Genomic DNA, 14769 nt, shown 5'->3' with positions numbered 1-14769 from the left:
TTTAAAAATAAATAAAAATTTTACGATTACTCGTAAAATCCTTTTTCTTTTAGTTTGAAATATGGTCCATCTTCAGTAACAGGTAAACATATTTCATTAGCAACATCTTTAGTGGTATCTTCTCCATTTCCCATAGCTATCCCTAAACCAACTAGTTTTAGCATCTCAATGTCATTTTCAGAATCACCAAATGCAACCATTTCACTTGGCTTAATATCCAGCAGTTTGCCCAATACTTCTAGACCCACGGCCTTGGTAATGCCTTTAGCTGAAAGAAATATTCCCCCAGGTCATGTTGCTAAAACTCACATATTCATATTATGGTGTTCGAATAAAATATTAAGTTGCTTAGCTCAATATTCGGGATTATTTGTGCTAACAGTGATTAGATAGTTTTTATCATTTTTTGTTTCGAATTCTTTTTCTGATATAAATTTATCTTTATAAGGTAGATAGAATCAGTGATTTAGATTAAATAAATCATTATAATAGCCCCATTTATATCCTACAAATGAAAATGGTATCTTTCTTTCATTAGCAAATAATCTGAACTTTACAAAATCATTATAATCAATAGTTTGTTCAAATATGTATTCATTAGTTTTTAAATCTAAAATAAATGTTCCATTTGCACCAATAAAATAATCAACATATGGATTATGTATTTGTTTTCCGACTGTAAAAATATCACGTCCTGAACAAAGCACATTAATATAACCTGCATCTTTTAATTTGCGAAACATTTCTTTCATTCTTAGAGAAAGTTCATCTATGCCAAATGGTAGCAATGTACCGTCTATATCAAACACAACCATCTTGTACTTGTTATTCATTTTAACCTCTTAACTAGGCAATGAAAATATACGGTTGAATAAAACCTTGTCGAAGGTTATGAAACCGTTATTTATTTGTCCTCAACCAATTATTTGATTATTAAATGTAAAAAGGCCTTTTCCGTTAAAGTTTTTAAATCTATCGAAAAAAACCGATTTTGACTTTATTAATTTCACTTCAAAATGTGTAAGTGTATATAATTTTACTCTAAAAAGAGAGTTTATGTTATTGATTTGCTCAAAATCGAGACTTTCATTTAATTTAATATTCCCAATTTTCTCTCGCTTTAAAATATTTACAACAGCATCCGTTTCAAGATATGTTCCAATATCATGAATTAATGACCTTATGTAAGTTCCTTTTGATACTTTTGTCCTAATGATGAATGATTGTTTTTGATAGTTAAAATCTATTAACTCCAAGTTGTGTATTTTAATATTACATTCTGCTAATGAAAAATCTATGTTTTTTCTAGCTAAATCATAACTTCTTTGTCCATTTATTTTTTTGGCCGAAAAAACTGGAGGAATTTGTTTGGTTTGATTTTTAAAATGTTTTAGCGCATTTTCTAATTGCTCCTTGGTAATCATTTTTTTATTTTTTAAAAAAATAACTTCTTCACCTTCATCATAACTTTTAGAAGAGCAATGAAGTGAAGCTTCAACAAAATACTGTTTTGTATCATTAATAAGTCATGGCAAAACTTTTGTATCATCATCACTAGCAACTATTAAAAGACCTTGGGCTAACGGATCAAGAGTACCGCTATGACCAATCTTTTTAATATTATGTTCTTTTGCAAATTTTTTAATTGCAAAAAAACTTGATTCTCCTCTTTTTTTATTAATCTTAAAAAACATTTTTCCTCAATGTAATTTATTATATCATTTTTAAATTATTTAATCAATTGAAGGGGTTATTGATGAGATAACTGAATATCGAAAGCTTTTATCTTCTTAGTTTTTAAATTAAGTGTTGAATTTATGTATTAACGAAGATTACCATATTTATCATGAGGCAAGTTTTACTTGATTTGCTAGTTAAAAAATATCTCTTTATTTTATAAAAACACTAATTTACTAATTTATAAAAGTGTATAAAATAAAAATAGGTGTTTTGAATCATATTTCAAAAAATTAAAATATATGCTACTTTTTTTATTAAATAACAAAAAAATTATATATAATAATATAGCATTAAATAAGTAAGCCGTTTTAGCTCAGTTGGCAGAGCAACTGACTTGTAATCAGTAGGTCGTAGGTTCAAGTCCTATAAACGGCACCATATATGCGCGAGTGGTGAAATTGGCAGACACGTTAGTTTTAGGCACTAATGCTTCCGGCGTGAGGGTTCAAGTCCCTCCTCGCGCACCATATCATTAAATATGTTGTTTAGAAAGGTTATAAATGCCTTTCTTTTTTTATTTTATATTTTATAATGAAAAAATAAATTAATATAATTCAAATTGCGCGCTAAACTTAATATGTTATGAGGAAAATAAAATTATTTGAAATGTTTTCAGGCATTGGCAGCCAATATAAAGCTCTTAAGAATTTAGAGCATAAATTGAATTTTAAAGCAGTTAATTTGGGTGCTTGTGATTTTTATATTGATGCAATTATTTCATATATGATAATTCATTGCGGTAATCGTAATTACTTTTTTTTATAGTTAAAAATCTTATTATGTTGGTTTATTTGTTATGCGCTTAAATTAGTGGATAACAAATAAAGCATAAAAAAAATGCCGTGAAGGCATTTTTTATTGGTGATTTACAAATGGTGGAGAATGAGGGGCTCGAACCCACGACCCTCGCCTTGTAAGGGCGATGCTCTCCCAACTGAGCTAATTCTCCAAATGGTGACCCTAGCGGGACTCGAACCCACGCATGTATGGATGAAAACCATATGTGTTAACCACTTCACCATAGGGCCATACTGGCGCCGACTATTGGGATTGAACCAACGACCAACTGGTTAACAGCCAGCTGCTCTACCGCTGAGCTAAGTCGGCACTCATATAAGTAAATGCTTAATTATTATAACCTAAAAAAATATTTCTTAATAAAAATTTTTAATTTATTTATATAAGCACCATCATATCTCGTATTATCGGCAATTATGGTGCTGGTTAGAGGTATCGAACCCCCGACCCACTGATTACGAATCAGTTGCTCTACCATCTGAGCTAAACCAGCATGTAAATTATTTTAGCAAATTTTAGTAAAAAAGTAATTTTCTAAATTATTAATTATTCATTTGTTAATTTTAAAAAATATAAACTTGTCGCTTTTTATTAAAAAAATACTTTTTTCAAAAAATAGTTTATAAAAATAGTAAAATTTGGTTGATAGTGGGAGGAAGTGGAAATGTATGGTAAATACGAGCGAAGCTTAGATGACAAGTTAAGAGTTGTCATTCCGCCTAAAATACTTAATGATTTAGGAAAGGAATTTTTTATCACAATTGGTTTTGACAAACAATTAGTTTTGAGAGATAAGGTTGAGTTTGAAAAACTAAAATCTAAACTTGAGGATAATAATTTGCTTAATAGAGATTTGAGAGAATTAAGTAGATTTATCTTTGCAAATACAGAATTAGTTGTGCCAGATAAGTCAAATCGTATTATTATTCCGAAACATTTAGCTTTTAAAACCACTATCAAAAAGGATGTTGTCTTCATCGGATCAGGAAACACCTGTGAACTTTTTGCAAAAGAAGTTTATGATGCAAAAGAAAGATATTTCGAAGATGAAATTGGCATTAATAATCTAGCTCAGAAATTATTTGAACAAGGGGTTAAATTATAGAAAAACATATTCCTGTTTTGCTAAATGAAGTAGTTAACTCATTAGACATTAAGCCAAATGGGGTTTATCTTGATTTAACTTTAGGAAGAGCTGGACATAGTGTTGAAATTTTAAAAAAAATAAAAGACCAAGGTAACGGGAGACTTATTTGCTTTGATAAAGATATTGAAGCAATACGTGATTCCGAACAAAAATTAAAATTAGTGAGTGACCTTTTTATATTAGTTAAGAGTGATTTTAGATTCTTGAAAGAAGAATTAGCGAAACTTAATATTGAAAAAGTTGATGGAATCTTAGTTGATCTAGGTGTATCTAGTCCACAACTAGATGATGCTAGAAGAGGTTTTTCATATTCACAGGATACAAAACTGGATATGAGAATGGATTTGGATGCAGAACTTAATGCACATATAATAGTCAATGAGTGAGAAGAAGATAAAATTGCACAAATTTTATACGATTATGGTGATGTAAAGCTAGCAAGAATAGTTGCGAAATCAATTGTTAAAAATAGACCAATTAGTACTTCTTTTGAATTAAATGAAATTATTAAAAAAGCATTACCAGCCAAAATTGTTAGACAAAAGAATCCATCGAAAGCTGTATTTCAAGCTTTAAGGATTGCGGTTAATGATGAATTAAATGCATTAGATGATTTGCTAAATCAGGTTATAGATTTATTAAATGTTAACGGCAAGTTAGCTATTATAACCTTTCATAGCAAGGAAGATGCAAAAGTCAAAAGATTCTTTCAAAATTTAAATTATGTAGATCCTAAATTAAAAAGATTGCCAGTTCAGACTGAATTAAAGTGAAAACAAAAAATTATTTTTCCTTCTCAAAGCGAATTTGAGAATAATAAAAGATCACGTAGCGCAAAAATGAGAGTGATAACAAAAATAGGTTAATTTATGAAGAAAAGTGTTATTATAGCATACAAATTTGAGGTCAGCAGTTTTTCTGTTGAGGTTATAGAGCAAAATTCTTTTGGAAATATTTTGATTTATAAAAGAAGCATTAGTAGCACAATTTTTAACCTATTTGAGTTAGATTCATTTATTTGCAAAACTAAAAAAGAAATTGAAGCAACCATATCTTTGACAATAAAAAATGTTGTTGTAATTATTCAAGATTCACCTTTTTTGAAAATTAATAAGAAAATAATTTCTAATAAAAGTAATCAAAAGCTAACTAATTATGAATTAGCTAAGAAACTATACTACTTAGAAAAATCAAATAGTAATTACTTATTTGATTACTCATATCTAAATAATGATAATAACAATCAATTAATAAGTCTTAATCTTTTAGAATGAAATGTTGCTAAAAACATTTTTAATCTATTTAAGAAAAATAACCTAAATATTTTAAAAATTTATGACTATGAATTTCTTAAAAATATTTATTTTAATCAACAAAGAGATTCTGGAATAGCTACCCAAATTTATTTAGATGATTACAGCTTGAAATTAAATGTTTTAAAAAATGATGTAGTTATAATTAAAAAAAATGTTAATTTAGGAATAGATTATTTAATTGAATTCATTGCTAAACAATTGAAAACTACCAAAAAAATAGCTTATACTAAATTTAATTTATGGCAATGTAACTTAAATTCTGGCAATAATTTATTATTTAAAAAAGTTCTTGGATATTATTTAAAAAAAATTAATGATTATGTTGAATCTTTTTTAAAAAATATAAAAGATATTAATATAAAAGTTAATTTTAATGTAAGTAATAGCAAATTCCTAGAAACCATAAAAACGTTTAAAAACTTTAAAATTTTAAGTTATTTATCAGACAAAGCTTATTGCGCAATTGATGTTATTAGTTATGAAATGATGGGAATTATTAATCTTGTTAACAAAAGACAAAATACTATTAAAGAAATGACTATAACCTCTGAATTATTTATTTTAGACGTAAATAAACGAGAGGAAAAAGGATATTCTTTTAATTACAAAAAATAAACTCAATTTTATTTATATAATTTAGTTAAATTAAAGATAAAGTAGAAAAAAAAGTAAGGAGTACTGCCATGCCAGAATTTGAAAATTTCAATTCCGTTGCTAATATTAAGGTTATCGGTGTTGGTGGTGGTGGAAATAATAGTATTCAAAGTCTTCTTGATACAAAAATTGATGGATTAGAATTTGTTGTTGCAAACACAGATAGACAAATTCTAGATAAATTTGATAAATCACTAACACTACAATTAGGTGATAAAAAAGGTATCGGGGCTGGTGCTAATCCAGAAATTGGAAGACAAGCTGCCGAGCATTCAACACATGAAATAAAGGAAAAGATAAAAAATGCTAGCCTAGTAGTTATTACTGCTGGGATGGGTGGCGGCACCGGTACTGGAGCAGCCCCCGTGATTGCCAAATTAGCTAAAGAACAAAATTCTTTGGTAATAGCAATTGTAACTACACCCTTTTCATTTGAAGGAAAAAAGCGAAGTCAGATTGCACTCCAAGGGATTGAAGAATTAAAGAAAAATGTAGATTCTTATATTATTATTTCAAATGATAAATTGAAAGAATCTTTTGGCGAAATTTCTTTTAAGGATGCTTTTAAGGTTGCAGATAATATTGTTAAGCAATTTATTAGAACTGTTGTCGATATTATAGCTGTACCTGGTTTGATTAATTTGGACTTAGCCGACCTAGAAACGTTAATTAAAAACAGTGGTGAAACCATTGTAGGAATCGGACAATCAACTGGTGAAAATGCGGCGCAGAAAGCAATGCATAATGCGATAAGCAGTCCTATTTTAGAAAGTAATATAAAAGGTATCACTAAAGCAATAGTTTATTTTTCGTCATCAAGAAATAGCACTATCAATGATTTTGAAGCCGCAATTGATGTTTTAAAGAATGTTGCTGGCGAAAATATTGATGTTATATTTGGTGTTGGTTCTCCTGCTAATGAAGAAGCAGAAAAACTTGGTGAAATTTATGTATCTGTAATTGCTACAGGAATAAATAGAACCAACAATAAAGAAGAAAATGATTTTAAACTCACAAATAGTGAAATCGAAAATCATACAGATGATGATACACAAGAATATTTGACAATTTCAGGTTTTGATTCATCTAAATCTAAATCCCATTTGAATAATAAATATTCAAATGATGATGAAAGCAATGAAATTATTTACAATAAATTTTAAAATAAGAAGATGTAAGAATTCCTGTTTTAAAAGTAAATTATTTTAGAGAGAGGCAGTTGCCTCTTTTTTATTACCCAGGGTTAGAAAGCATGAATATATTGGATAAATAAGCTAAAACATATACAAATTTTATCATTATTATAAATAATGATAGCCTTACAAAATAAGCAACTTTGCGAAAAAAAAAAAAAAAATGTAACATATAACCTATAAAAATTGAAAAATATTTGAAAATGATAGCTTAAAAAAAGAAAGAGTATAAATTTATGGAAAATACCAGCGAAAACAAACAAAAAAAGAAAAGACGTGGCAACATTATTTTAGCTTTATCCCTTTCACTTTCAATTGTTGCAACAGGCGCTTTGGTTGCTTATTATTTCTTAAATGCCAATAAAAATGGAGTTAATGGTGCAAATGATATTAAAGGTTTAAAAATAAAGGACCAGAAAATTGCTTCAAACTCAGCAGTGTTTAATTTGAAAAATATTGATGAAAATGATAATATGGATAGAACATTTTTAGTTTTATTTTATGCCAAAAAAACACCATATGAAATAGTTAGAAAGTCTCACACAGTCGGAAAAAATAGCGAAAATATGCATTTTGGGATAAATAATGAGAAACCGTTATCTCCTAATACTGATTATGAATTCCAGATGGTTTATAATAATAAAATTGTTTTTATTCATCAATTTAAAACCTTAAAAGCTGAGCAAAAATATTCACAAGATGAATTAGATAAAACAAACAGCGAACTAGAGAAGGCAAAGCAAAATGATTTATTAAAAAATAGGGATGTAATTTTTAAGACAGAAGAATTAAACAAGGCTAATGAAAAACTAAATAAAACCAGGAAAAATAAGGAAGCTTTGGAAAAACAACTTCAACTTATTAAAGAAAAAATAAAAACGCTTGAAAAATCAAAAAAAGATGCGGAGCAAAATAAACAAGAATTAGAAAATAGCGTTATTTATGAGAATAATGAGTTAGATAAACTAACCAAAGAATTAAATGAAGCAAATAGGAAACTAGAAAAAGCTAAAAATAAGGTTAAAAATGTTCAAGAAAGCGTTGAATCTTCAACTTCTAATGCTATTGATATAGATAATGATTTAGCAAAGAAAACTAAGGAATTAGAAGAAGCTAAAAAAGAATCAGAAAAAGCTAATAATACTATAATTGCTTTTAATAGTGATAAAAATAGAATAAATAATGAATTAAATAATGCTCAAAAACAACTAGATCAAGCAAATAAACAACTTAATGATGCAAAGCAGGAAGTAAGTGAGAAAACTCAAAAACTGAATAGTCTTATTTCTACAAATATCGAATTAAACAATCAAGTTCAAGAAGCAAGTAGACTTGAAGAAGAAATTTCCATTGACGCAGGTCGTATTTTTAAAGAATTAGAGAAAGCAAATAATAATCTAGTAAAAGCAAAGGACAATCAAAAAAACATCTTAAAACAAATTGAAAATTCTAAACGCGAATATCAAGAAAAAGAGCAAAATTTTAATCAAATAAATAATGAATTGGAAGAATCAAAAAGATTATTGAAACAAGCTCAAGATACACAAAATAACTTACAAACACAATTAGATGAAATTAAAAAAAATAAAAAGCAAAAAAATGAAGAGATTAATAAACTAGGTAATGAAATAAAATTAGTTGATGGAACCATTAAGAAAATAGAAAAAATGATTGCTGATATTAAAAATGATGAAATCGATAAAGATCGTTATGCTAATCAGTTAAACATTGAATATGAAATTTTGAAACAAAATTTAAAACTCGCAAATGATCTTAAAGATGGTGCTGCTGAAAGTTCTATAAATATCGAAAAAAGAATTAAGCAAAATTTAGAAGAAATAAAACAAAAAAAATTAGATATAGCTGAATTTACTAATCAAAAAAAATTATTAGAAAATAACCTAGTTGAATTAGGAAATAATCGTACATCTATGGGAATCAAGATCGGAGAAGTATCTGAATTGGTTGAAAAAAATAAGAAACTAATTGATTCATATAATAAAAATATAAGTGATTATCATGAAACATTAGATAGAATTGCTGAGGCCAATGGATCTGATACTGGTATTGGTGATGGAGGAGCTGCGGCGGAGGATAGAATTTGAGAGATAATTGATCGACTTCAATCCGAAAAGAGTGGTATTGAGAAAGATTATGAAAGGGCACAAAAAGAATTGGCAGAATGGGAAGAAAAAAAGAAAAAACTCGAAAAGGAAATTGTGCCAGTAGTAAAAGAATATTGAGATTTTGATGGCAAAATATTACAAGCAGAGAAAAGACTGTTGGAGTTAACTAAAGAAAAAGACGAAAATATTGAAAGAAAAGCCCAATCTGAAAAGAAACTAAAAGAAGCTGATGCTAATGTAGCAATCAAAGAGAAGCAAAAAAATGATAAGTTTGAATTATTACAATTGGCAAGAGCAGAAGCCACTGAAGCTAAAAAACGCAGAAAAGATGCAGAAAACAATTTAAGATTAACTAAGGAAGAATGAATAACAAAAAATCAAGAGATTCAAGATGCTAATAATGCATTAAATAGTTCTAATGATATTTTAGCTGCATTGGAACAAAGCCTAAGGGACGCAAAAAAAATTGTGGATGAAAAGCAAAGAGAAGTAGCTAAAAATGAGAAAAGTAAAAGTAATGTTGAAGTGCAAAAGCAAAATTCTTTTATGAATAATAAGAGATTAATGAAGGCACTTGAAAGTATTAACAATGATATTTCTTTAAAAACTGATGTGTTAAATCAAAAAAGTAACGAATTAAGTGATTTAAATAAAAGACGTGAACTGCTAGCTTCTAATAAAAATGCATCTGCGCAAAAAGCTAACAAGAATAATATAGAATTGCAAAAAGCTCAACATGAATTAAATAGTGCTAATCATAAAGTTCAAAGTTTATTTGAAAATGTAGGCCAAAAAACTAAGGAAGTAGAGCGAATAATAAAAAAACTTCAAGATATTGAAAAAGCTATCAATAAAACAAATAATAATAATAATAATAATAATAATAATAATTTAACAAATAAAAAACAAAAAGAATATGAAAATGCTAAGCAAAAAAATGACGCTGCTTTACTGAAACTAAATAATGAAAAATATAAACTCAAAGAAGCACAAAAGGAATTAGAAAAAATAGCTATTGAAATTAATCTAAAACAGCAAAAATTAGAGAAAGCAAAAAATAAATTTAATGATATTTATAGACTTAATCAAGAAATAATTAAAACAATAAACGATGCTGATTTAAGTATTAAAAATATTCTTAGTGAAAGTGATAATATAAAAAAACAAATTCTAAAAAATGAAAAAGAATTAAAATCAGATGAAGAGAATGTATCTGTTAAAGAAAAAGAACTCCAAAAAACAAAGAAGGAATAAAATAATGCATAAACATTTCATAAATTCACTAAGGGAATGCTGAAATGCTATTAGATTAATAATTTTTTCAGAAGTTAAGAGGTATCGTTTAGCTTAAAAAAATAAATAAACTTTAACTTAAAGCTTGATTTTTTAAAAAAAATAAAAAAGGTATCATAAGTAATCTTGCTTTCCTATGCCCTCTATTTAAGTATAAAAATAAGGAACATAATTTAAATCTTTTTAATAAGGAAGTGTAAGAATTTTTTGTGTAAATTAATTTCTAGCCTACTTTCTATTAAGAGATTTGAGAATGGTAATTACACAAATTTAAATTTATTATATAAAAAATAACCAAACAACAAAATAATTGAAAAAATTTTTGTATCTGATGTTTGGTTATTTTTTTGTTATTTATCATTTGTGTCTACTGAGAAACTGAGTCTGATTAAAGAGATGCCTTAAATCGGAAACAACATTATCTCATTTTTTAAGTTAATTTTAATTGTAAAATTCTCATAAATATAAATTATTTGACGAATAAGCTAATGATAATGATACCTTTATTTTTGCATATGTTTTTGATAATAGCAAATTCGTAGTAAAGCTAAAATAATATGTTATGGCATACAAAAAAACAAATTTTTGCTATTTTGCTACCAAATTTTGCAAAAAAAAAAAAAAACTATAATTTTGTTTTGTATATAAAAATTTTATCTAAGGAGATATCATGAAGAAATCTAACAAAATTTTATTAACATTAGCAAGCATTTCAATACCTTTTATAACAGCTGCAACTGTTATTTCTTGCAGTTCAAATAATGATAAAAAACCTAGTGATCCTAAAATAGATGATCAAAAGAAACCAGAAGATTCTAAAAAGAATGAAGAAGGCAAAGAACAAGAAAAGAAACCAGAAATTAATGGCAAAACTGAACCTGAAAATAAGGATCCAAAAGATGATGGCAAGAATAATGATTCAAAAAAAGAAAATAATAAAAATAATGAACATTTAGGAAAAACCCTTCCTGACGGCAAAACAGAAGATGAGGATGGCGAGGATACCCTTACATCTCCAGCCCTACCTAAACCAGAGCCAACACCAGAAGAAGATGATTTGATAAATAATCTTGATGAAGAAGAGGTTAAAGAAATTGAAAAAAATGAAGTCCTTGTATTTCAAGGTCTATTTAAAAAGAGTTTTGAAGACCTTCAAAAGCAAGTTTTAGAAAAAGATTTACAAAAATTAATTACCGATCTTCCAGATCAAATTAAAAAAAATATTCCTAAATTTGATGACAAAATTAAATTAGGTGAATTAAAATTAACTCCTGAAAGTAAAGAATCTAAGGAAAAAAATAGTTAAGAAGGAATAATAACTATTTTTACAAAAAACTAGATGACTTAAAAGTACCAAAACTTTAAGTTTGCATTCTATTTAAGCTACCTATATCACGATGATAACTATCGGTTTTTTAAAAATAAGGATATGGTTTGTTTTAAAGAAACTTCTAAAGAGAAATTAGAAATATTTAATTCTTTTAACTTTGCAAGGAGTATTTTAAAACAATCAAATTTATATCGGTTTTATTTAAATTTGCTGGCGGTTCTTAAAATTTTATAATAACGAGTTTGTGTTTGTTAAAAAATTTATAAAAATCTAGATACATTTGTGTCTAGATTTTTTGCTCTTAAGGAGATAAAATAAAGAAATTAGGAAGAGAGAAATAGTTAAATATTTACGTTTCAGACCATAAAAAATGTGCAAAATAGATAAAACCATTAGGAATTTCTTTTTAAATTACAAAGAAAATAACAAGCGGTCTAATTATTGACAAATCATAGAAAACATTTTAACAAAGCATAATTCAGCAGTAATAAAAAGCGTACTACTAAAGGAAAGCGCTTTAAGATGCTATTATGAAAATGAAGGATAGATACTTCAATAACTTCGTTTGATATAATGAGAAAATGGTTTAATAAAAGCAAAAAATAAAACCATAAAATGGTTATTCAATAAAAATTCAAAATTTGAATATCTTAATTTTTACTAAGCATTATTTTAATAAAATCGCTTATTATGAATTTACTATACTTAAGAAATACGAAATAATTAATTGGTGCGCCCTTTGCTTGTATGAGGGCAACGCGTGATTAATTATTATTTGGCACAAACTAGGTGAATTATCAATGAAGTTATTGGGCAATGATAGATTGTGGCAAAATACAAATTTGAATAGTTACATTCAATTGCCCATTCAGTTTTTTGTGGCACAGTTTAAATTTTTAAAAACTTTTGCTTTTATAAGGATATATAACAGCTGAAATGTTTTTGTTATTTTCAAAATTAAATTTAGATGTAATAAATAGTAAAAAATAAAATATTATTGTAATTTAACTCGATAGTATAAGTAAAAATCTCGTATTAGTATTTTTATTTTGTCTATATCAACTTATTATAATATAATAAATACATGCTAGATTTTATACAAAAAAGAATACAAAAATCAATTGATAAAATTAATAAAAAATTGTCAATTAATGAAGAAGATATTTTAGAAATTTTAAGAGAAGTTAAGTTAGCTTTATTAGAAGCTGATGTTAATTTAGAAGTTGTTAAATCATTTATAAAACAAGTAAAAGAGAAAGCATTAAATAGCCAAATTATAGGTAAATTAAATCAGCAGCAAACTGTCTTAAAGATTTTTAAGGATGAATTAACCAAAATACTAGGTAGCAATTCTATTGAAATTAAACCAAAGGCAATACCAACAAAAATTATGATGGTAGGACTACAAGGTTCAGGTAAAACTACAACATCCGCTAAATTATCATTTTATCTTCGAAAAAAAGGGATATTCAAAAAACCACTATTAGTTGGTGATGATATATATCGCCCCGCTGCTAGAGACCAACTAGAACAGCTTGCAAAGCAAACTCAAACCGACTTTTTCACAAAGAAGGAAAATGATGCCTTATTAATTGCAAAGCAAGCGATTGAAGTAGCTGAACAATATAAAAATGACCTAGTTATTGTTGATACTGCAGGGCGTTTGGCAATTGATGAAGAGTTAATGAATGAATTAGAACAAATTAAAAAAAATATTAAACCAGATTACATATTTTTAGTTATTGATTCAATGAGCGGTCAAGATGTTATTAATACAGCGAAGGCTTTTCATGAAAAATTAAATTTAAATGGAACCATCATAACTAAATTGGATTCAGATGCGAGAGGTGGTGCAGCACTATCAATAACGCATCTTCTTCAAATTCCTATTGCCTTTATTGGGATTAGCGAAAAGATAGCTGGCCTAGAATTATTTTATCCAGATAGAATGGCAGATAGAATTTTGGGAATGGGTGATGTTCTTTCGCTTATTGAGAAAGCATCAGAAGAAGTTGATGAAAAAATGATGAAAAAAATAGGCTATAAAATGATCAGCGGAAAGTTTGATCTTAATGATCTAATGAATTCTCTTGCGCAAATTAAAAAACTCGGTAAGATGAAGGCAATTCTTAAATTAATTCCCGGAATGGCTGACAGAGTAAGCGATGAAAAAATAGAGGAAGCTGAAAACAAGTTTAAAATTTATACATATCTAATTAATTCAATGACTGAACAAGAAAAAAAGATGCCTAAATTATTAAAGAATTCGTCTCGAAAAGAAAGAATTCTTAAAGGCTCGGGTAGAAGTGCTCGTGAGTATAACATGTTATTAAATGATTTTGAGAGAATGTCTAAACAAATGAAGGAATTGGGTAATAATCCACAGATCAAAAATGGTATTTTAGGATAAAAAAGATGGGCATATTAAAACATGGACAAAAAATCCAGATAAAATGTGCTCAGATTTTTTTGTATATGTTTATAAATGCATAAATTATTAGTAAACAATTTAGTTGCGAATGCTTAACCTACTGCATTGGCAAAATTTAAAAAACTAAAAATAAAATGTAAAAGCCGGTTAGGCTTTTAATCCTGCCAAAAACGATGGCAAAATATTACCTTTTTTTAAAAGATTTTAATATTAATAAATGCTTTGAAGCAGGTGTTAATTTGGCTACTGTGAGTTCTTATTTAGTTAAGATTTTTTAAAAAGAAACAGTTGATATGTTACTAAATTAATTGATGAATGGAGCAATTAAATAAAAAAATAACAAAAGAGAATAAGAAAGAAAAAAACTTTATAGTGCAATTTGAAGAGTTGCTGAAAATTTAAGGGGAAGCGTTGATGCTTGAGACTTCAAGCAATACATTTTAGTTACATTGTTTTATAGATACACGCCTGAGAACATTACCAAATATTTTAATGATGCAGAAAATGCTGCTAATCCAGATTCTTTATTTAATTATGCTGATATTTTTGGTGATCAAATTGATGATGAAATTAAAGAACAATTAATTGATGAAAAAGGTTTCTTGATCAAACCTTTTTCATCTTTTTATAAATATCTTAAGAAGCAGCAAAGATAATGAAAATCTTAATGAAATATTAACTACAGTTTTTGATGAAATAGAAGCTTCGACAATTGGTCATGACCCTGAGGAAGACTTTAAA

At 27.1% G+C, this 14769-nt stretch carries 10 protein-coding genes and 6 tRNA genes; 10 read left to right on the top strand and 6 right to left on the bottom strand.

The features are described from left to right. Nucleotides 1-26 precede the first annotated feature (26 nt). Together ACWXVJ_RS01415 and truB are read right to left on the bottom strand one after the other, a co-directional pair. Nucleotides 27-833: a YcsE-related riboflavin metabolism phosphatase gene (locus ACWXVJ_RS01415; RefSeq protein WP_444705151.1), complete on the bottom strand. Its 807-nt coding sequence runs from the start codon at nucleotides 831-833 to the stop codon at nucleotides 27-29. Between the two features lie 9 nt (nucleotides 834-842). Continuing rightward, on the bottom strand, nucleotides 843-1694 hold the full coding sequence (gene truB, locus ACWXVJ_RS01410) for a tRNA pseudouridine(55) synthase TruB (RefSeq protein ID WP_444705150.1): 852 nt from the start codon (nucleotides 1692-1694) through the stop codon (nucleotides 843-845). 348 nt (nucleotides 1695-2042) lie between these two features. Between truB and ACWXVJ_RS01405 the strand changes: the two genes are divergently transcribed. Then, nucleotides 2043-2118, top strand: a tRNA-Thr gene (locus ACWXVJ_RS01405). A gap of 5 nt (nucleotides 2119-2123) precedes the next feature. Continuing rightward, nucleotides 2124-2207, top strand: a tRNA-Leu gene (locus ACWXVJ_RS01400). 406 nt (nucleotides 2208-2613) lie between these two features. Here the strand turns inward: ACWXVJ_RS01400 and ACWXVJ_RS01395 are convergent. The 4 genes from ACWXVJ_RS01395 to ACWXVJ_RS01380 all read right to left on the bottom strand — a co-directional run bounded on the left by ACWXVJ_RS01395 (nucleotide 2614) and on the right by ACWXVJ_RS01380 (nucleotide 3031). Next, nucleotides 2614-2689 (bottom strand) — tRNA-Val (locus ACWXVJ_RS01395). Nucleotides 2690-2692: 3 nt separating this feature from the next. Beyond that, nucleotides 2693-2768 (bottom strand) — tRNA-Glu (locus ACWXVJ_RS01390). A 4-nt stretch (nucleotides 2769-2772) separates the two neighbouring features. After that, nucleotides 2773-2847 (bottom strand) — tRNA-Asn (locus ACWXVJ_RS01385). Nucleotides 2848-2955: 108 nt separating this feature from the next. Further along, nucleotides 2956-3031: transfer RNA gene (locus ACWXVJ_RS01380), tRNA-Thr, on the bottom strand. Nucleotides 3032-3202: 171 nt separating this feature from the next. Here ACWXVJ_RS01380 and ACWXVJ_RS01375 point away from each other — a divergent pair. The 8 genes from ACWXVJ_RS01375 to ACWXVJ_RS01340 all read left to right on the top strand — a co-directional run bounded on the left by ACWXVJ_RS01375 (nucleotide 3203) and on the right by ACWXVJ_RS01340 (nucleotide 14684). Then, nucleotides 3203-3643 (top strand): division/cell wall cluster transcriptional repressor MraZ, encoded by a 441-nt coding sequence (locus ACWXVJ_RS01375; protein WP_455966237.1) that lies wholly within the window; start codon nucleotides 3203-3205, stop codon nucleotides 3641-3643. After that, a complete protein-coding gene (gene rsmH / locus ACWXVJ_RS01370) occupies nucleotides 3637-4551 on the top strand; it encodes a 16S rRNA (cytosine(1402)-N(4))-methyltransferase RsmH (protein ID WP_455966263.1) in 915 nt (304 codons plus the stop codon). The genes ACWXVJ_RS01375 and rsmH overlap by 7 nt, the downstream gene beginning before the upstream one ends. A 3-nt stretch (nucleotides 4552-4554) precedes the next feature. Next, entirely contained in the window at nucleotides 4555-5616 is a 1062-nt protein-coding gene (locus ACWXVJ_RS01365) for a hypothetical protein (protein WP_455966235.1), read from the top strand. A 68-nt stretch (nucleotides 5617-5684) separates the two neighbouring features. Next, nucleotides 5685-6818 carry a cell division protein FtsZ gene (ftsZ, locus tag ACWXVJ_RS01360; protein WP_455966233.1) on the top strand — a complete coding sequence of 378 codons (1134 nt, stop codon included), beginning with the start codon at nucleotides 5685-5687 and terminating at the stop codon, nucleotides 6816-6818. Between the two features lie 266 nt (nucleotides 6819-7084). Further along, on the top strand, nucleotides 7085-10228 hold the full coding sequence (locus ACWXVJ_RS01355; RefSeq protein ID WP_455966231.1) for a hypothetical protein: 3144 nt from the start codon (nucleotides 7085-7087) through the stop codon (nucleotides 10226-10228). Nucleotides 10229-10937: 709 nt separating this feature from the next. Then, on the top strand, nucleotides 10938-11573 hold the full coding sequence (locus ACWXVJ_RS01350; RefSeq protein ID WP_455966229.1) for a hypothetical protein: 636 nt from the start codon (nucleotides 10938-10940) through the stop codon (nucleotides 11571-11573). 1108 nt (nucleotides 11574-12681) lie between these two features. After that, nucleotides 12682-14007, top strand: coding sequence for a signal recognition particle protein (ffh, locus tag ACWXVJ_RS01345; protein ID WP_438340855.1), 1326 nt, complete (start codon nucleotides 12682-12684; stop codon nucleotides 14005-14007). A 470-nt stretch (nucleotides 14008-14477) separates the two neighbouring features. Further along, a complete protein-coding gene (locus ACWXVJ_RS01340) occupies nucleotides 14478-14684 on the top strand; it encodes a hypothetical protein (protein WP_455966227.1) in 207 nt (68 codons plus the stop codon). Nucleotides 14685-14769 lie beyond the last annotated feature (85 nt).

The sequence above is a fragment of the Mycoplasma sp. 773 genome, assembly GCF_053851515.1.
The sequence above is the reverse complement of the archived record's forward strand: the minus strand, read 5'-3'. Positions and strand labels throughout refer to the sequence as shown.